The organism is Rhodococcus sp. MTM3W5.2 (assembly GCF_001984015.1).
GTDB classification, from domain to species: Bacteria; Actinomycetota; Actinomycetes; order Mycobacteriales; family Mycobacteriaceae; genus Rhodococcus_G; species Rhodococcus_G oryzae.
Map to the genome: position 1 here is coordinate 3404551 of NZ_CP019572.1, position 17011 is coordinate 3421561.

A 17011-nucleotide genomic window follows, 5' to 3' on the forward strand; every position below is an offset into this window, starting at 1 on the left:
TGGCGGGAATGGATGGGTCAGCGCATACAGACAGCGCTCGCCTGCAGACAGTTGTCGACATACCGTCGACTGGTCAGCAGCGAGTTCACCCGGATCATGTTACTCCCGCTAAGAAACGCGCTTCGCGCCGGTGAGCGATTTGTACCCCGACCGGGGTACAAATCACTCACGGGCGGCGCGGCCGCACTACAGGTGCGAGGTGTCGTTGACGAGGCGTACCGAGGCGCCGCCGTCGGGGTAGAACTCGGCGATGGACAGCGAGGCCAGGTCCAGGTGCAGCCGGTAGAGCAGCGACGGCCCGACGTCCAGCGCCATCTGCAGCAGGGTCTTGATGGGCGTGACGTGCGAGACCAGCAGCAGGTTCGCGCCGGGGAACTCGGCCATGAGATCGTCGCGCGCCCGCTCGATGCGCGCCCGCACCTCGTCGAAGCTCTCGCCGCCTGGCGGCCGGACGGAGGTGTCGGAGATCCACCGACGGTGCAGTTCGGGGTCGCGCGCGGACGCCTCCCCGAAGGTCAGCCCCTCCCAGTCACCGAAATCCGTCTCGATGAGTCCCTCGTGGACCCGGACCGGCAGCGACAGCTCGGCGGCCACCGCCTCGGCGGTCTGCCGCGCCCGCCCCAGCGGCGACGCCAGGACCGCGGTGATGCCGCCGCGTTCGCCGATCCGCTTGGCGGCCGCGCGGGCCTGCGACAGACCGAGTTCGGTCAGCTCCGGGTTGCCGCGGCCGGAGTAGCGGCGCTCGACCGACAGCGCGGTCTGCCCGTGCCGCAGCAGCAGCATCCTGGTCGGCTTGCCCAGCGCGCCTGTCCATCCCGGCGACACCGGGGCGGACTCCTGCTTCTCGGTTTTCACGGCGACCGTCGTCGGGGCCGGTGCCGTCAGGTTCGTCGGCTGCCCGTCCATGGCCTCGTTCGCGAGCCGGTCGGCGTGCGAGTTCTCGGCCCGCGGGATCCACGTGTAGTCCACCCGCTCGAAACCCGCGGCCAGCTCGCCCGCCTGCCGGGCGAGCGGCTTCATGTCCGGATGCTTGACCTGCCAGCGCCCGGACATCTGCTCGACGACCAGCTTCGAGTCCATCCGCACCGACACCGAGCGGGCGCCGAGCTCCGCGGCGGCGGTCAGCCCGGCGATCAGCCCGCGGTACTCGGCGACGTTGTTGGTCGCGATGCCGATGGACTCGCCGCGCTCGGCCAGTACCCGGTCGTGGTCGGAGTCGAAGACGACCGCGCCGTAGCCGGCCGGTCCCGGGTTCCCGCGCGAGCCGCCGTCGGCCTCGACGAAGACGTGGCCAGCGGAGCGGCCCCGGGTTCAGTCACAGACCGGATTCCTTGGTACGCACCATGATCGCGTTGCACTCGGGGCAGCGGATCAGCGTCTCGGGATCTGCCTTGGCGATGCGGGAGATCTCGCCGCGGTCGATCTCGATCCGGCACGCGCCGCACCGGCGGGCCTGCAGCAACGCGGCCCCGGCGCCACCTGCGGACCGCTGACGGTCGTAGATGGCCAGCAGGTCGGCCGGGAACTCCGGCTCGAGCGCGGCCCGATCGCTCACGCACCGCTGCTCGGCCGCGTCGAGGTCGGCGGCGGCGTCGTCGCGGCGACGGCTGGCGTCGATGAGGGCGTCGTCGATCTGGCTCAGCTGCGCGCCCGCGTGCTCGTAGTCGGACTGCGAGGCCTCGCGGCGCTCCATCACCTCGAGCAGTTCGTCCTCGAGGATGGACTGCCTGCGCTCGAGGCTGCCGAGCTCGTGCTCCAGCTCGGTGAGCTGCTTGGCCCCGACGGTGCCGCTCTGCAGCAGCTTCCGGTCGCGCTCCTCGCGCTGGCGGACGGCGTCCACCTCGCCCTCGAGCTTCTTGATGTCCCGGTCCAGGTCGTCGAGGACGATCTCCACCGCGACCGCGGCGTCCTTGCGCGCCACACGGTCGGACTCGAGGCGCTGCACCTCTTTCTGCTCGGGCAGCGTCCGGCGGCGGTGCGCGATCCTCGACAGCTCGGTATCCACCGCCGCGAGGTCGAGCAGCTTGGCCTGAATCCGGGGTTCGACGTTCACGCGGGCGGGCTCCTGCTTGTGCTGAGTGGGGATATTGGCCCCGCTACCGTACCGCTCTGCGGGGCACTGCCAGTACCGCTGCGCAGCGGTCACCGCGCCCGCCCGACGAATACCTCGATTCCGTCGAGGACGCACCGCAGTCCGAGTTCGAGCCCGACCCGGTCCCCGGCTCGAATCCGCCGCCGTCGATGGACTCGATCAGCGCGGGATAGTCGTCCCGGCGCCGATCGATGATCGCGGAGACCGAGCCGAGCCACTCGCCGCGCCACCGCTCGGACAATCCGTCCGGCATCGCCGCCTGACCGGCGACGCCTCGCACGTGTCCGAGGAGCAGCAGGAACAGCTGGTGGACATCGCGATGCTCGAGCCCGGTCTCCGCGAATGCCCGCAGCGCGGAGTCCATCCAGCCGAGCTGATTCGGGCCCATCACCCCATCACCGCCGGTCGACGCGAGCAACCACGGACGCCGCACGAACAGGCGGTGGAGCTCGCGCGCCCAGGCCTCGAGCCGCGGTCGCCACCCGCCCTCGACGCCGCTCAGATCGGGCGGGGCGCCGATCGCCTCGTCCAGCATCAGCGTGAGCAGCGTCGCCTTGTCGGGGACGTAGCGGTACAGCGAGGTGGTGGTGAACCCGAACTCGGCTGCCACTCGCTGCAGCGACACCGCCTCGAGTCCACTCTCGTCGGCGATCCCGACGGCGGCCACGACCACCTCGCGGACGCTCAGGCTCGGGCGTCGCCCCCGGCGCGCGGGTTCCTCGTCTCGCCACAACAGCTCGAATGCCGACGTCATCTGCTCTCCTCCGTGGCCGCAACGGTCCGCGATTGACCGCGAACCGAAACTGTGTATAACCTACACTCAATCGTGAATGGCATTCACAGTGAATGCGATTCACAACAACTATAGGGAGGCACCCATGATCGAGTCGACAACGGCACGCCGCGGCAACGTCCTCATCTCCGGGGCCAGCCTGGCCGGCCCCGCGCTGGCGTTCTGGCTGCACCGGTTCGGTTTCACCGCCACCGTCGTCGAGCGCGCGCCGCGACTGCGCGAGGGCGGCCAGGCGGTCGACTTCCGTGGTGCGGCGCATCTGCAGATGCTCACCCGGATGGGCCTCCTCGACGAGATCCGTGAGCTCCGGACGCCGGAGGGCCGACTGAACGTCATCGACGCCGACGGCCGGACGCTGGCCAGCCTGCCGCCCGAGTTCACCGGGGGCGACGTCGAGATCCAGCGCGGCGACCTCGCCCAGCTCCTGTTCGACAAGACCGAGGCGTACACCGAGTACGTCTTCGGCGACTCGATCACCGGACTCACCGACACCGAGGAGGGCGTGCACGTCACCTTCGAGCGCGGCGCCCCGCGCACCTTCGACCTGGTGATCGGCGCCGACGGCCTGCACTCCAACGTCCGGAAGCTGACCTTCGGGGACGAGTCCCGGTTCCTCGCCCAGTCCGGCTACTACGTCGCGATCTTCAACGCGCCCAACAGCATCGGACTCGGCGACGACAGCGTCCTCTACAACGAGCCGGGCGTCGGTGTGATGGCGTACGGCACCAGGGGCGGCGACGAGTGCGAGGTCATGTGCCTGTTCGAGTCGGCACCGATCGACTACGACCACCGCGACGTCGACCAGCAGAAGCGGATCCTCACCGACGTCATGGCTGGCGTCGGCTGGCAGATGCAGACCCTGATGCGCGAGCTCGAGTCCGCGACGAGCTTCTACTTCGACTCGATCAGCGTCGTCGAGATGGACCGCTACAGCCAGGGCCGGATCGCCCTGATCGGGGACGCAGGCTACGGCGCCACCTGCGGCGGGATGGGCGCGGGCATGTCCCTGATCAGCGCCTACGTGCTGGCCGCCGAGCTGGCGGCAGCCGATGGCGACCACCGCGTCGCGTTCGCTCGGTACGAGGAGCAGATCCGCGGCTACGCGACCGCCTGCCAGAAGGTCGCCAAGGGTGCCGGTCCCACCCTGGCGCCGCCGACCGTGAAGAAGCTCGGCCAGCGCAACCGGATGTTCAAGGTGCTGACCTTCGGCCCGATGAGCAGGCTGCTGGCCTGGATGTCCACCAGGGCCGCCAACGCCATCGACGTCAGCCGCTACGAGAGCGTGCCCGAGCGGGTGCCTGCGACGAGCTAGCCGCAGGCACTGCGACCGCTAGCAGCCGCCAAGCGTCCACGGGTCGGTGCGGACCGCGGACACTGCGCTGGCCCACCCGGGGGTCCCGGCGAACCGGGCCTCGAGCACTCCCCTGGCCTGGTCGCACCAGGGGAACTCGCTGGCCCAGTGCGCGACATCGACCAGTGCCGGGCCGCCCGCGCGCAGGTGCTCGTCCGCGGGGTGATGACGCAGGTCGGCCGTCACGTAGGCGTCCACCCCTCGGGCCGCGGCGACACCGAGCAGCGAGTCGCCGGATCCGCCGCACACCGCCACCGTCCGCACCGGCGCCTCGGGGTCCCCCGCCGCGCGCACCCCCAGGTGGTCTCGGGCAGCGCCGCCCGCACCCGGGCGGTGAACTGGCGCAACGTCTCCGGCTCCGCGAGCTCACCGATCCGGCCGATGCCGCGCGGCGACCCGGTGTCGGCCAGCTCGAGGACGTCGAAGGCCGGCTCCTCATAGGGGTGGGCGCCGCGCAGCGCGCCGAGAACCCGGCGTCGCAGCGACCGCCTGGCCACCACCTCCACGCGGTCCTCGACCACCCGCTCCAGACGGCCGACCTCGCCGAGCGCCGGGTTCGCGTCCGCGCCCGGCAGGAACTGTCCGGTGCCGGTGACGGTCCAGCTGCAGTCGCGGTAGTCGCCGACCTCGCCCGCCCCGGCGTCGAACAGCGCCATGCGCACGGCGTCGGTGTCCGTCGTGGGGACCATCACCACCCACTTGTCGAGTGGCTCGGACGGCGCCGCGTCCAGCGGGCCGGTCACCGTCAGCCCCAGTGCCCGCGCCAGCGCGTCGGACACCCCGGGATCGGCGGAATCGGCGTTGGTGTGCGCGGTGTACAGCGCGCAGCCGGACCGGATCAGCCGGTGCACAAGCGCGCCCTTCGGGGTGTGCGCGCCGACGGTGTCCACCCCGCGCAGCAGCAGCGGATGGTGCACGAGCAGCAGCTGCGCACCCCAGGCCAGCGCCTCCTCGACCACCGACTCGGTGGCGTCGACCGCGATCAGCACCCGGCTGACGTCGTCGGCGGGGTCGCCGCACACCAGGCCGACGGAGTCCCAGCTCTCGGCAAGCGCGGGCGGATAGGCCCGCTCCAGCGCCTCGATCACCTCGGCCAGCCGAACAGCCATCACAGCACCTCTCTCATCGCGTCGACCAACACCCTCGCCTGGGCGGACTCCCGGACCGCGACCCGCAGGTGGTCGGGGCCGAGGCCGGGGAACGTGTCGCACCGGCGGACCGCGATCCCCTTGTCCCGCAGCCGCGCCCGCACCGCCTCGCCGTCCGGGACCCGCAGCAGCAGGAACGGCCCCCGCGCAGGCACATGCACGGCGACGCCCGCCTCGGTAAGGATCGCCACCATCTCCGCGCGCTCGGCCTCGATCACGTCGGCCTCGCGGCGCGCCCACGCGACGGCGTCCGGCTCACTACACGCCCGGATCGCCTCCACCTGCAGGCTGCCGAGCGGCCAGTGCGCGCGGCCGATCTGCAGGCGGGCCAGCAACTCCGGCGGTCCGAGCACGTACCCGCACCGCAGCCCCGCCAGCGCGAACGTCTTGGTCAGGCTGCGCAAGACCAGCACGTCGGGCAGGGACATGCCTGCCAGCGACTCCGGCTCGCCGGGCACGGCGTCCGCGAACGCCTCGTCGACGACCACGATCCGGCCGGGCCTGCGCAGCGCCAGGATGTCCGCGGCGGGGTGCAGCACCGATGTCGGGTTGGTCGGGTTGCCGATCACCACCAGGTCCGCGCCCTCGGGGACGGCGGCCGGCTCGAGCCGGTACGGCTCGTCCAGCATCACCGTCTCGACCGGGACGCCCGCCTCCCGCAGCGCCCACTCGGGCTCGGTGAACGAGGGGTGGATCAGCGCCGCCAGCGCTGGCGCGAGCCGAGGCAGCATGGCGAACCCCTCGGCGCCGCCCGAGAGCAGCAGCACCTCGTCGCGGCGGCGGCCGTGCCGTGCGGCGACCTGGTCCCGCGCGGCCTCCTCCGCCGCGACGTCCGGGTATCGACCCAGCGTTCCCAGCGCGTCGACCAGTCGTTGCCGCAGCCAGTCGGGCGGCCCGTCGCCGCGCACGTTGACGGCGAAGTCGAGCAGTCCGGGTTCGGCGTCGATGTCGCCGTGATGCCGCAGGTCGGTCCACTGCGGGGAGCGGGTGTCCACGAAGGGAGTTTATGGCGGTCGCATCGCCGTGCCGGACAACGGGCAGGATGGAGGCGTGAGCCCCAGCGTGACACTCTTCGACCTCGACGGCACCCTCACCGATTCGGCGCCCGGCATCGTGGCCGGCTTCCGGCACGCGCTGGCCGCGGTCGGTGCCCCCGAACCCGACGGCGAGGTGCTCGACCGGATCGTCGGGCCGCCGATGGTGGACACCCTGCGCTCGCTCGGGCTCGACGAGGCGACCACCCAGCGCGCGCTGGCCAGCTACTTCGAACGCTACGACGAGATCGGCTGGGCGGAGAACGCGGTGTTCGACGGCATCGGCGACCTGCTCACCGCCGCCGCGGGGCGCGGGTCCCGGCTGGCGGTCGCGACGTCCAAGTCGGAACGATTCGCGCGCCGGATCCTCGAACACTTCGCGCTCGCCGGGCACTTCGAGGTGATCGCCGGGGCCTCCGACGACGGCACCGCGCGGCGCGCGAAGGTCGACGTGATCGAGCACGCGCTGCGGGGGCTCGGCATCGAACCGATCGACGCGGGGCGCGGAGGCACGCCCGACGTGGTGATGGTCGGCGACCGCGAACACGACGTACACGGCGCCGCGCACTGGGGCATCCCGACGGTGTTCGTCGGATGGGGGTACGGCTCCGCCGCGGAGGCCGAGGGCGCCCGCTGGTCGGTGGACACCGTCGACGAGCTCGGGAGGGTCCTCGATGGCGCACGCTGACGCGCCCCTGCACATCACCTTCGTCTGCACCGGCAACATCTGCCGGTCCCCGATGGCCGAGAAGATCCTGCTCGGGCACCTGCGCGAAGCGGGCCTCGACACGCGGGTCCGGGTGTCGAGCGCGGGCACAGGCGACTGGCACGTCGGGCACGAGGCCGACCACCGCACCAACGCGGTGCTACGCGGGCACGGCTACCCCACCGGGCATCGGGCCGCGCAGGTCGACCGCGACCACCTCGACGCCGACCTGGTCGTCGCGCTCGACACCGGACACGACCGCGCGCTGGCGCATCTCGGGGTGCCCGCGGAGCGGCGGCGGCTGCTGCGCAGCTTCGACCCGGACGCGGACGGCGACTCGGTGCCGGACCCGTACTACGGCGACCGCGCCGACTTCGAGCTCGTGCGCGAGCAGATCGAGGCCGCCGTGCCCGGACTGCTGCAGTGGGTGCGCGAGCAGCGCTGAATCGGACACCGGCCGACCGGGCGGATCGGCGCGGCAAGTACCGTGGAACCGTGCGAAGGCTGAAGTTTCTGCTGCGTCCGGGCTGGTTGGCGCTGGCCGCCGTCGTCGCCGGGTTCGCCTTCATGTGCTTCACCGTGCTCGCCCCGTGGCAGCTCGGCAAGAACACCGACACCGAGCACCGCAACAAGCTCATCGAGGAGTCGAGCAACGCCGAGCCGGTGCCCGTCGAGTCGATCCTGCCCGAGTCCGGACCACTGGACCGGGACGACGAGTGGCGCCAGGTGACCGTGACCGGCAGCTACCTGCCCGGCAGCGACGTCCTGATCCGGCTGCGCTCGATCGAGGATTCGCCCGCCTACGAGGTGATCACCCCGATGCGGTTGACCGACGGCCGGATCGTCCTGGTCAACCGCGGGTACGCCCGCCCGGAGCAGGGCGCCGTGCCGCCTTCGTTCGCGCCCGCCCCCACCGACCCGGTGACGGTGACCGCGCGGGCTCGCGTCTCCGAGGGCACCGTGCCGGGCAAGGACCCGATCCGGGAGAACGGCTACGAGCAGGTCTACTTCATCGACGCCGGCCAGATCGGTTCGGTGCTCGGCCTCGAGCCGGTGGACGCCTACTTCCAGCTCGTCCCCGACCAGCCGGGCGGCCTGAACCCGATCCCGCTGCCGCAGCTCGATGCCGGCCCGTACCTGTCGTACGGGCTCCAGTGGCTGGCGTTCGGGATCATGGCCCCGCTCGGGCTGATCTACTTCGCGCGCGCCGAGATCCGCGAACGCCGCCGCTCCCGCGCGCCGGAACCGGCGGCCCCCACCGCCCCAGCGGCGCCTGCCACCGAACCCGACGCGGCCACCGACGACATCACGCTGCCGCGGCGCCGATTCAGCCGCTCACCGCAGCCGGAGCCCGCGGCGATGACCGCGACGGAGGCGAAGCTCGCCGATCGCTACGGCAAGCGCCGCTGACCCGAGCGCGGCACCGATCTGCACCGCGGACGAGAGCCGTACCACCCTCCGCAGGTCCGCGGTCGCGGGCGGCGGACCGTCGCCGAGCGTGGGCCGCTCCTCGATGCCGTGTGGATACTCCGTCCGGCCGCCCAGCCGGACCCCGAGCGCGCCCGCCATCGACGCTTCGGCGACACCGGCGTTGGGGCTGGGGTGCGCCGCCGCGTCCCGACGCCACGCCGCGGCCGCGGCGGCAGGTGATCCCCCGACGACCGGCGCGGTGAGCACGGCCAGCAGGCCGGTCGCGCGGGCGGGCGCGAGATTCACCAGGTCGTCGAGCCGGGCCGCCGCCCAGCCGAAGCGCAGGTACCGCTCCGAGCGGTAGCCGATCATCGCGTCGAGGGTGTTGACGGCCCGGTAGCCGAGCGCGCCGGGGGCGCCTGCGACGGCCGCCCAGAACAGCGGCCCGACGGTGGCGTCGGAGGTGTTCTCGGCGACCGATTCGACGGTCGCCCTGGTCAGGCCCTCGGCGTCGAGGGAGTCCGGATCGCGCCCGCACAGCGACGGGATGAGCCCGCGGGCCGCGGCGAGGTCGCCGCCCTCGACACGCGCGGCCATGTCGGAGCCGACGCGGGCAAGGGAGGTGCCTCCGAGCGCGGTCCAGGTCGCTGCCGCGGTGATCGCGGTCTCCCCCGCCCAGCCCAGCCCGCGCCCGAACCGCGCCCCGACCAGGGTCACGCCCGTGACCGCGCCGACCAGGACGGCGGTGTGCACGGCGCCCGCCGCGCGCCGATCGGAGTACGTGCGCCGTTCGAGGAGCGCCGCGGCCTGGCCGAACCCGGCCACCGGGTGCCACCGCACGGGGTCGGCCAGGGCCCGATCCGCCGCGTACCCGAGCAGGATCCCGGCCGCCCTCGCCGTCGCGCGGCCGTTGATGTTCACGCCGGTATTTCTATCAACCGCACCGGCCGCCGATTACCGTCGACCCATGACCGGTGACGTCGACGAGTACGCAGCGGGCCTCGACGACGCCGCGGTGGAGTTGCTGTACCTGTTCCGGGAACGGGTGCTCGCGCTCGGTGACGTCGACGAGCGAGTGCACCCGAGCGAGGTCGCCTGGGCACGCGCCCGGGTGTTCGCCACGGCATTCATCGTCTCGTCGAGGCTGGAGGTGGCGATTGACCTGTTGCGACGCGTCGAGCATCCGCGGCTTCGCGAGTCGTTCGCGACGACCAAGAAGGTCTGGACCCATCGCATGTCCTTCACCGCCGCCGACCAGATCGACGACGTGATCGGCGAGTTGCTCGCAGAGGCCTTCGAGACGGTGGGTCCCGGCACCCGCTGACATGTGGCGTCGTCGGGGTGATCTCCGGGTCGGGTCATACCTGGGCATGACCCGACGGCATCGAGAATCGGGCCGCGGTCCGATGCCCTGGACCCCGCTCGTCGACGACCGTGGAGGCATGAGCCTCCCGACCCCGCCACCCGTCCTGTCCGTGCACGCACTCGGCAAGTCCTTCGGGCCGACCCCCGTGCTCCGCGACGTCAGCCTGGAGATCCAGGCCGGCACCGCGACCGCGATCATGGGCCCGTCGGGGTCGGGCAAGTCGACGCTCCTGCACTGCATGTCGGGGATCGTCAAGCCGGACTCGGGCGCGGTGTTGCTCGCCGGGCAGCACATCCAGAACCTCGGCGAGAACGACCGCAGCCGCCTCCGGCGCGAGGCCTTCGGCTTCGTCTTCCAGTCCGGTCAACTTCTCCCGGAACTTCCCGCGATCGAGAACGTCGCGCTGCCGCTGATCCTGGGCGGCGCCTCCATCCGCGACGCCAAGGCCACCGCGAACGCCTTCTTCGCGCCGCTCGGGCTGGACGGTCTGCAGGACCGTCGGCCGGGCCAGATGTCCGGCGGACAGTCGCAGCGGGTGGCGATCGCCCGGGCCCTGGCGACCAAACCCTCGGTGCTGTTCGCGGACGAGCCGACCGGCGCGCTTGACGCGCAGACCAGCTGGGAGGTGATGCGCCTGCTGCGGGAGTCGGCACAGCAGATCGGATCCGCCCTCGTGGTCGTCACCCACGACCTCGAGGTGGCCCGCTGGTGCGATCGCACGCTGGTGATGCAGGCCGGTTCCCTCACCGCGCAGCAGGTGGCGGCATGAGCGCCATTGCCCGCGTCGCCCTGCTGACGGTGCGGGGCGAGGGCCGAAAGGCGATCAGCACCTACGCCCTTCCTGTCACCGCCTTCGCCGCCTCCACCGCGCTGCTGCTCACAGTCCTCGGCGGGTACGGCGCCTTCGACGGCCGCGCAGGCGAGCAGGAGGCGCAGATGTACCTCGCCCTCGCGGGCGTGGCCTCGGTCCTCATGGTCGTGCCCGCCGTGACCCTCGGCCTCGCCGCGGCACGCCTCGGCGCGCGGCGCCGGGACGAACGGCTCGCTGCGCTGCGGCTGATCGGGGCGACCCCGCGCCAGATCGTGGCCCTGTGCTCTGCCGAATCCGGTGCGCAGGGTCTGGTCGGTGCGCTGATCGGCGTGGTCGGCTACCTCGCCGCGATGCCGCTGGTCGCGCAGCTGCGGTTCCAGGGCCGCACCTTCGACCTCGCCGAGCTCTGGGTCGGCGCCCTGCCGTTGCTCGGGGTCGTGCTCGGGATGACGGCGCTGGCCGCGCTCACCTCGATGCTCGGCATGCGACAGGTGTTCGTCAGCCCGCTTGGCGTCGCACAGGGCAATCCCAGGCCCGCTCCCAAGGCGCTCATCGCGGCGCTCGCCGCCGCGGTGTTGTTCGGCTGGACCGCCGTCGGCGGCGGCGCGCCCGGTGTCGCCGCGATCCTGGTCGGGCTCGCGGTCTGCTTCGGTGTCGTCGCCCTGATCGGCCCGTTCGTGATCTCCCTGCTGGGCCGCATCATGCTCGCCCGCTCGAGGGACGCCGCCTCGCTGATCGCCGCGCGCCGGGTGCTCGACAACCCGAAGTCCGTGTGGCGCACCGTCAGCGGCGTCACGATGGCCAGTTTCGTGGCGGCAGGCACCTCGCTGCTCGCCGCGATCGGCAACGGCGAGGGCCAGGAGCTCCAGCCGGGTCAGGAGTTCCTCTTCGCGGACCTGCGGACCGGCGTGCTGTTCACCCTCGGCGCGACTTTCGCGCTCGCCGCGATCTCCTCGGCGCTCACCCAGGTGTCCACGATCCTGGACAATCGGCAGCTCTACCGCAGCCTCGCGCTGGCGGGCACGCCGCCCGAAGTGATGGACCGGGCCCGCATGCGGCAGGTCCGCACCCCGGTGGTGGTGATGGCGCTGGCGGGCGCGGGCGGCGCCCTGCTGTTCCTGTTCCCGCTCACCGGCGCCGCGATCGTGACCAGCCCGATGGCGCTGCTGCAGTTGGGAGTCACGCTGGCCGCGGGCATCGCCCTTGTGCTGGCCAGTGCGCTCCTGGCTCGACCGGTGATGCGCCGGGTGCTCGCCGATTAGGCTCGGACCGATGAACGCCCCAGCGCCCCGGCGGAAGTGGATCCTCGCCCTGAGCGCGGGGGCCGTCCTCGCTGTGGGGGTGGCGCTGGCGGCGACGGACCGGTGGACGGCCACCGAGCCCGCCGCGCCACTCGACCCGCGCGCGATGACGGTCGAGTACGTGTACGACGGCGACACGGTACGGGTGCGTGACGGCGACGGGGCGCTGACGGTCCGGGTGCTGGGCATCGACACCCCCGAGACGGTGAAGACCGGATACACCGTCGGGTGCTGGGGACCCGAGTCCAGCGCCTACGCCCGCGCCACGCTCGACGGCGCGGCGGTGCAGGTCTCGATCGATCCCCGTGCGGACGCCGTCGACGACTACGGCCGCACCCTCGCCCACCTGACTCTGCCCGACGGTTCCGACTACGGGACCGCCGCCGTCCGGGCCGGGATGGCCAAGGCATATGCCTACGGCCGCAGCACCGGTCGGCCGACCGAGGACATCGCGCGGGCCGAGAGCGAGGCACGAGCCGCGGGCGCGGGACTGTGGGGGCCGCCGTGCGAAGGGCGCACGGATTCGGTCCAGCTGGAAGGTAATTGACCGGTCAGCCGCTGCGCCGGATCCGGGCGAGGGCGCCCGCGGCGATGACGAGCCACAGCAGTCCGAGCGCGATGGTCCAGCCGACGCTCTCCAGCCGGGCCGCCGCCAGCCCGAGGCCGAAGGCCAGCACCGCGAGCCCGACCAGCGTCAGCACCGCACCCGTCTTCATCGGTCAAGCGTACGTCGGCGAACCGTCACTGGCCGGGGGAATGTCGATGCGGCGCGGCCCGTCTGATACTCATTGCGGGCACACATCCCAAAAGGAGTATCACCACCCATGACGAACCCCGGCGGACCCCCTCCCGGCTGGTATCCCGATCCCGAGCCGAGCGGAGCCACGGAATTCCAGCGGTACTGGAACGGCGACGAATGGACGTTGACCACGCGCCCCGTGCCGCCGGATTCGACCGCCACCACCCTCATCCCGGTCATCCCCGCCGAGCCGGAGCCCGAACCGGAGCCGGAGCCCGCGGCGAAAAAGAAGTCGAAGACCGTCCCGCTCCTTGCGGCCGGTGCCGTCGCTGTGGCGGTACTCGCCGTCACCGCCGGGGTCATGGGCTCGGCGACGAGCGAACCCGCCTCCTCCCCCACCATCTCGAGGACCGTGCCCACGACGGCACGCCCGTCCACGCCCGCAATCACGCCCGCCCGATCTTCGGCGGTGCCCGCGCCTGTGAAGCCGGCGCCGCTGGTCGAGGTGCCGAAGCCGACGACCTATGTCGCGCCTGCCCCCGTCACCACCCGTCCGCCCGGCGCCGCACCCGCGCCCGCCTACGTTCCGGATACCTCGGAACGGAAGCCCGCTCCGACGCCGGTGATCACGAAGCCACAGCCGCTCGTCGAGGCACCTTCTCCGTCGGGCAAGTTCTCATCGTGCGAGGACGCGATCGCGGCCGGAGCGGCCCCGATGTACAAGGGCGACCCCGGCTACAGCCCGAAACTGGATCGGGACAAGGACGGCATCGCCTGCGACAAGTAGCGCCCGATCCGTGGGGCGGCGCGAGTGCGCGCCGCCCCCGGGTGTCGACCACTGCCGGGCGTGCGAATCGCGAAGCCCGCGTGCGGGTATCCGCGATCAGGCGGGCAGGTCCCGCACCCGCCGCGCCGGATTCCCGGCGTACAGGCCGTTCGGCTCGCAGTCCTTGGTCACCACCGCGCCCGCGCCGATCATGCAGCCGGGCCCGATCGTGACGCCGGGCAGGACGGTCGCCCGCGCACCGATCCAGCAGCCGTCCCCGACGACGATCGGCAGGTCGTAGACGCGACCCCCGCGCCCGTCGGCTGGGCCCATCTCGTGGGTGCTGGTGATGAACGCGACCTGGTGCCCCACCGCGACCTGCCTGCCGAGCGTGATCGGCGCGGTGCCGTCGAAGAACACGCCCCGGTTCACGAAGGTGCCCACGCCCATCCGGATGTCCTTGCCGCCGAAGTGGCATCCCGCGTAGATCCCGGCTCCCCACACCTTTGCGCCACCGGCGAGCAGCAGCACGATGCGCAGCCACACGGGGACGAGCCGCCAGGACTGGATGATGTTGATCAGACGCACACCGTGACCCTAGTCCGCGCGACAAACACGGCATTTCGAACCGCGGCTACAGAATTTGGGAGTGTCCGGGGCACAGAAGTGGGTTCAACCCGACCACGTGGTGGCAGGATTCACGAGTCAGATCCGTCGGGAATGGAGATGCGCTGTGGCCGCAATGAAAGTGAAGACCGCAAGGAAGAGACTGAAGAAGTTGATCCGGAGGGCCAACGATGAGTCCGCCGCGATCGAGATCGGTGGCAAGCACGGCAGCGCGGTGCTGATCTCACGGTCGCACTACGAAGCCCTCCGCGAGACCTCGTACCTGCTGCGGTCGCCGGATCTGCTCGAGAGCCTGCGCCGCGCGGGTGCTCGCGAGAGGCTCCTCGACGACCTCTACGGCACGTCCACCGAGCGGGCCGACCAGATCGCGTGACCGACCGGCGAAGTCGTCACACCTCGGGTGCACCCACGGCAAGCCGCATCGCCGCATAGGCACCCTCCGCCTCGGTGTCCGGGGGACGACCAACAACGCCAGCCGTGACCCGTCGGTCCCGAACAGGTACATGACGTTCTGCGGCTGACCGTCCACTGGGCCGCAGACGAGCACTCCATCGTGTCGATCGAGGCCGCGTTGCGTGACACTGCGCGGATTCCAAGCGAAGGCAACCCGGGCCGTGCGACCGAGATGTGGTGCGACAGCGCTGATCACGTCGTGCAATTCCTGCGTCAGGTTTGTGGTCCATGGCCACCACGCACCGTCGACCAGGCCGGACGGCGCGCCTCGAGCCCGAAGGAGGACGCGCGATGTGCGGGTCGCAGGCTCGAAGGGCTGGAGGCCATCGGTCGCGTGCAGTCGCGAGCCCATGTCGAAGTGATTCCCGACACTTCGGGCCCCGTCGCGCATCATGGCCGACGCACCTTCCCTGCCCCGCCTTCCGAATCCCAGCGATGCTGGGCGGCAAGATGCGACGCTTCGCGTACCCCGACCATCAAGAGGTCGTCCGCCGTTGTCGCACTGTTCGGCTTGGCGGCGGTCATCATGGTCGCGTGCGCGTAGTCGGGTTCGGTGTAGGGCGGAACCACCAGCAGGGCCATCCTCTTCCTGTTCGCACCGACCACGTACAGGGTGTTAACCGGCTGAAATGGGTAGCCGTCCAATCGAACTTCGTTTCCTCCGCTGCGGATCCGTGCAGGCGCCGTCGCCCACCCGTTGACGTTGTAGACCACTCTGTCGATCCGACCCAGGCGGATGCCGAGCACCGCCAGTAGTCCTGGGACCTCGGCGGCCAGGTCGGGTGACCTGGGCCACCACGCGCCGTCGACGAACCCCCTGGCCGCACGCCGTGGCTTCAACCGCAGCCGCAGCGTTGGCCTCCGCCGCGCAAGGGGTTGACGGACATCGCGATGGTCCAGGGACGGGCTCGTGTGATTCAGCGTCACGACTGACGCTCCTGCCTTGGCCGCGAACCGGCCAGGTTCATTCCAATCGGAGACGACGCGATCGAAAGAATGCCGCGTTCGAGGTGCATCCGATACACCCGACTCTACGCCCGCAGTCGCCTCGACCCCTCAGAGCGGCACCGGCAGAAGCTCACAATTGACAACCTGGACATTTCGGTAGCCTTTAGGTGTGTTCACGAGATACGCGCGGCCCGCGGATGAGGGCAACATCGAAGGCGAGCAGCGTGTGGCGCTCACAGGTCCCGCGGACCGGAGCTTCGATCGCGGGTTGACCGTCACGGACGGGCAGTAACTCGGGCGCGCGCTCGAGCAGTCCAGGGCACCATGAACAAACGACTCGGCGACAGCCGGAACACTCCGATTCCCGAGCCCAGCCTCGGTACAGTGCCGCGACATCGCGGCGGCCGTGGCCGGCGCTGCCGCGTGATACCCCGCGGCCGGACAACCTGGCGCCGTACGGTCCACCTCCCCAACCGAGTTGGAAGTACCAACGAGCGAAGCCGCAGGCCCCGGTCTGGCCGCCGCCTCCGCTGCCTCCCACTCCTACGCCTCCGCTCCCCCGACACCGAGCCTCCCCGACGGCACGGCACCCCCGTCCAGGAAGCCCGCCTGGCGCCGGTGGACGAAGTGGATGGTGATCGGATTCGTCGTATGGCTCGTGGTGACGCCCGCGATCTACCGCGTGTGGACGCCGCCCCGCACGATGTTCATGCTGACGGACCCCGCGGACGGCAACACGGTCTTTCAGGAAGTCTCACTCGACCACATCAGCAGGCACTACATCGCTGCCACGCTCGCCCACGAGGACGCCCAACTCGGCACGCGCATGGGACCGTTCCACCTGGGCGACTTCATCGATCGGACACAGACGTATATCGAGACCGGTGACGATCTCTCCGGCTCGACCATCCCCCAGCAGCTCGTGAAGAACATGTTCCTCATCCGAGGCGAATGGGTCGGAACCAGAGTCTTCCGCAAGGGTGTGGAAGCCGTGCTGTCCTGGCCCTTCAACCTCATGGGCGACCAGCGGCAGCTCGAGCTGTACCTGAACTACGCCCAGTTCGGGCCGAACCTGTACGGCGTCTGCTCCGCCAGCTGGTATTACTTCAACCGTCCGCCATGGGACAGCAACCCCTGGGACGCAGCAACATTGGCCGGCCTCCTGCCGCTCGGCGAGGACGCCCGACGGGCGCCGGGTGGAGGCGTCGACGTCGAGAGCGACGGGACATGGCTGGTGGCCAGCACCGTCGCCAATGCCAGGAACAAGGTGCCGCAACGGATCAGCGAGATGGGCGGCTGGGAGGGAGCGGTCGCGACGGTGGGCATCACCGACTCGGCAGGCGACCACCCGCCGCTCGGCGCCCCGAAGAGCTGTTCCGTCATGCCCCAGGCCGTGGCCGATCGGCTCGCGGCCGAGGGCGCCTGGTGGAGTCCGCAGTACGGCGACTAGCCGCCCTGACCACACA

Annotated in this window: 19 protein-coding genes and 3 pseudogenes; 12 read left to right on the top strand and 10 right to left on the bottom strand. The window is 71.3% G+C overall.

What is annotated here, in order from left to right:
• Window positions 1–186: 186 nt before the first annotated feature.
• From BTZ20_RS15515 to BTZ20_RS15525, 3 genes and pseudogenes are all read right to left on the bottom strand, one after another.
• Window positions 187–1287: pseudogene (locus BTZ20_RS15515) on the bottom strand (bifunctional RNase H/acid phosphatase); the annotation flags it as partial.
• Window positions 1288–1315: 28 nt separating this feature from the next.
• A complete protein-coding gene (locus BTZ20_RS15520) occupies window positions 1316–2053 on the bottom strand; it encodes a zinc ribbon domain-containing protein (RefSeq protein ID WP_077043745.1) in 738 nt (245 codons plus the stop codon).
• Window positions 2054–2096: 43 nt separating this feature from the next.
• On the bottom strand, window positions 2097–2846 hold the full coding sequence (locus BTZ20_RS15525) for a TetR/AcrR family transcriptional regulator (protein ID WP_083742694.1): 750 nt from the start codon (window positions 2844–2846) through the stop codon (window positions 2097–2099).
• Window positions 2847–2970: 124 nt separating this feature from the next.
• On the opposite strand from BTZ20_RS15525, the gene BTZ20_RS15530 reads away from it, so the two are divergent.
• On the top strand, window positions 2971–4197 hold the full coding sequence (locus BTZ20_RS15530) for an FAD-dependent monooxygenase (RefSeq protein WP_077043746.1): 1227 nt from the start codon (window positions 2971–2973) through the stop codon (window positions 4195–4197).
• Between the two features lie 18 nt (window positions 4198–4215).
• Here the strand turns inward: BTZ20_RS15530 and BTZ20_RS15535 are convergent.
• Window positions 4216–5345: pseudogene (locus BTZ20_RS15535) on the bottom strand (Nif3-like dinuclear metal center hexameric protein).
• Complete coding sequence (cobC, locus tag BTZ20_RS15540) at window positions 5345–6379, bottom strand: Rv2231c family pyridoxal phosphate-dependent protein CobC (RefSeq protein WP_077041987.1); 1035 nt, start codon at window positions 6377–6379, stop codon at window positions 5345–5347. The pseudogene BTZ20_RS15535 and the gene cobC overlap by 1 nt, the downstream one beginning before the upstream one ends.
• Before the next feature lie 55 nt (window positions 6380–6434).
• Here cobC and BTZ20_RS15545 point away from each other — a divergent pair, with 55 nt between their 5' ends.
• Genes BTZ20_RS15545 through BTZ20_RS15555 form a run of 3 tightly spaced genes read left to right on the top strand, consistent with a single transcriptional unit; the run spans window position 6435 to window position 8534 of the window.
• Window positions 6435–7106 carry an HAD hydrolase-like protein gene (locus BTZ20_RS15545; RefSeq protein ID WP_083742948.1) on the top strand — a complete coding sequence of 224 codons (672 nt, stop codon included), beginning with the start codon at window positions 6435–6437 and terminating at the stop codon, window positions 7104–7106.
• Window positions 7093–7569, top strand: a complete 477-nt coding sequence (locus BTZ20_RS15550; RefSeq protein ID WP_077041988.1) for a low molecular weight protein-tyrosine-phosphatase — start codon at window positions 7093–7095, stop codon at window positions 7567–7569. Before BTZ20_RS15545 ends, BTZ20_RS15550 begins: the two co-directional genes overlap by 14 nt.
• A 50-nt stretch (window positions 7570–7619) precedes the next feature.
• On the top strand, window positions 7620–8534 hold the full coding sequence (locus BTZ20_RS15555; RefSeq protein ID WP_077043748.1) for an SURF1 family protein: 915 nt from the start codon (window positions 7620–7622) through the stop codon (window positions 8532–8534).
• On the opposite strand, the gene BTZ20_RS15560 is transcribed toward BTZ20_RS15555, so the two are convergent.
• On the bottom strand, window positions 8460–9455 hold the full coding sequence (locus BTZ20_RS15560) for a cobalamin biosynthesis protein (protein ID WP_077041989.1): 996 nt from the start codon (window positions 9453–9455) through the stop codon (window positions 8460–8462). The two genes, BTZ20_RS15555 and BTZ20_RS15560, sit on opposite strands and share 75 nt — an antisense overlap.
• Before the next feature lie 46 nt (window positions 9456–9501).
• On the opposite strand from BTZ20_RS15560, the gene BTZ20_RS15565 reads away from it, so the two are divergent.
• The 4 genes from BTZ20_RS15565 (at window position 9502) to BTZ20_RS15580 (ending at window position 12559) form a co-directional block, all read left to right on the top strand.
• Window positions 9502–9858: a DUF5655 domain-containing protein gene (locus BTZ20_RS15565; RefSeq protein ID WP_077041990.1), complete on the top strand. Its 357-nt coding sequence runs from the start codon at window positions 9502–9504 to the stop codon at window positions 9856–9858.
• Window positions 9859–9976: 118 nt separating this feature from the next.
• Complete coding sequence (locus BTZ20_RS15570) at window positions 9977–10669, top strand: ABC transporter ATP-binding protein (protein WP_077043749.1); 693 nt, start codon at window positions 9977–9979, stop codon at window positions 10667–10669.
• The gene (locus BTZ20_RS15575; protein ID WP_077041991.1) at window positions 10666–11973 is read left to right on the top strand and encodes an FtsX-like permease family protein; all 1308 of its coding nucleotides are present in this window, start codon (window positions 10666–10668) and stop codon (window positions 11971–11973) included. Before BTZ20_RS15570 ends, BTZ20_RS15575 begins: the two co-directional genes overlap by 4 nt.
• A gap of 10 nt (window positions 11974–11983) precedes the next feature.
• Entirely contained in the window at window positions 11984–12559 is a 576-nt protein-coding gene (locus tag BTZ20_RS15580) for a thermonuclease family protein (protein ID WP_223263358.1), read from the top strand.
• 4 nt (window positions 12560–12563) lie between these two features.
• Here BTZ20_RS15580 and BTZ20_RS27285 read toward each other — a convergent pair whose 3' ends face one another.
• A complete protein-coding gene (locus BTZ20_RS27285) occupies window positions 12564–12728 on the bottom strand; it encodes a hypothetical protein (protein WP_189636474.1) in 165 nt (54 codons plus the stop codon).
• A 108-nt stretch (window positions 12729–12836) separates the two neighbouring features.
• On the opposite strand from BTZ20_RS27285, the gene BTZ20_RS26280 reads away from it, so the two are divergent.
• The gene (locus BTZ20_RS26280) at window positions 12837–13538 is read left to right on the top strand and encodes an excalibur calcium-binding domain-containing protein (protein ID WP_083742696.1); all 702 of its coding nucleotides are present in this window, start codon (window positions 12837–12839) and stop codon (window positions 13536–13538) included.
• A gap of 96 nt (window positions 13539–13634) precedes the next feature.
• Here BTZ20_RS26280 and BTZ20_RS15595 read toward each other — a convergent pair whose 3' ends face one another.
• Window positions 13635–14105: an acyltransferase gene (locus BTZ20_RS15595; protein WP_077041992.1), complete on the bottom strand. Its 471-nt coding sequence runs from the start codon at window positions 14103–14105 to the stop codon at window positions 13635–13637.
• Window positions 14106–14259: 154 nt separating this feature from the next.
• Between BTZ20_RS15595 and BTZ20_RS15600 the strand changes: the two genes are divergently transcribed.
• Window positions 14260–14517 carry a type II toxin-antitoxin system Phd/YefM family antitoxin gene (locus tag BTZ20_RS15600; RefSeq protein ID WP_077041993.1) on the top strand — a complete coding sequence of 86 codons (258 nt, stop codon included), beginning with the start codon at window positions 14260–14262 and terminating at the stop codon, window positions 14515–14517.
• Window positions 14518–14655: 138 nt separating this feature from the next.
• Here the strand turns inward: BTZ20_RS15600 and BTZ20_RS28150 are convergent.
• Together BTZ20_RS28150 and BTZ20_RS15610 are read right to left on the bottom strand one after the other, a co-directional pair.
• Window positions 14656–14991: pseudogene (locus BTZ20_RS28150) on the bottom strand (DUF5994 family protein); the annotation flags it as partial.
• Entirely contained in the window at window positions 14988–15524 is a 537-nt protein-coding gene (locus BTZ20_RS15610) for a DUF5994 family protein (RefSeq protein ID WP_223263359.1), read from the bottom strand. The gene BTZ20_RS15610 and the pseudogene BTZ20_RS28150, both read right to left, overlap by 4 nt.
• A 190-nt stretch (window positions 15525–15714) precedes the next feature.
• On the opposite strand from BTZ20_RS15610, the gene BTZ20_RS29070 reads away from it, so the two are divergent.
• Both BTZ20_RS29070 and BTZ20_RS15615 read left to right on the top strand, forming a co-directional pair.
• Entirely contained in the window at window positions 15715–15837 is a 123-nt protein-coding gene (locus BTZ20_RS29070; protein WP_262982481.1) for a hypothetical protein, read from the top strand.
• A gap of 186 nt (window positions 15838–16023) precedes the next feature.
• Window positions 16024–16995 (top strand): biosynthetic peptidoglycan transglycosylase, encoded by a 972-nt coding sequence (locus BTZ20_RS15615; RefSeq protein WP_145982303.1) that lies wholly within the window; start codon window positions 16024–16026, stop codon window positions 16993–16995.
• Window positions 16996–17011: the final 16 nt, after the last annotated feature.

Coding starts and splice junctions, on each gene's coding strand:
- BTZ20_RS15525 (WP_083742694.1), bottom strand. CDS start 2,846: ATGACGTCGGCATTCGAGCTGTTGTGGCGAGACGAGGAACCCGCGCGC.
- BTZ20_RS15530 (WP_077043746.1), top strand. CDS start 2,971: ATGATCGAGTCGACAACGGCACGCCGCGGCAACGTCCTCATCTCCGGG.
- BTZ20_RS15550 (WP_077041988.1), top strand. CDS start 7,093: ATGGCGCACGCTGACGCGCCCCTGCACATCACCTTCGTCTGCACCGGC.
- BTZ20_RS15565 (WP_077041990.1), top strand. CDS start 9,502: ATGACCGGTGACGTCGACGAGTACGCAGCGGGCCTCGACGACGCCGCG.
- BTZ20_RS15570 (WP_077043749.1), top strand. CDS start 9,977: ATGAGCCTCCCGACCCCGCCACCCGTCCTGTCCGTGCACGCACTCGGC.
- BTZ20_RS15575 (WP_077041991.1), top strand. CDS start 10,666: ATGAGCGCCATTGCCCGCGTCGCCCTGCTGACGGTGCGGGGCGAGGGC.
- BTZ20_RS15580 (WP_223263358.1), top strand. CDS start 11,984: ATGAACGCCCCAGCGCCCCGGCGGAAGTGGATCCTCGCCCTGAGCGCG.
- BTZ20_RS27285 (WP_189636474.1), bottom strand. CDS start 12,728: ATGAAGACGGGTGCGGTGCTGACGCTGGTCGGGCTCGCGGTGCTGGCC.
- BTZ20_RS26280 (WP_083742696.1), top strand. CDS start 12,837: ATGACGAACCCCGGCGGACCCCCTCCCGGCTGGTATCCCGATCCCGAG.
- BTZ20_RS15600 (WP_077041993.1), top strand. CDS start 14,260: ATGAAAGTGAAGACCGCAAGGAAGAGACTGAAGAAGTTGATCCGGAGG.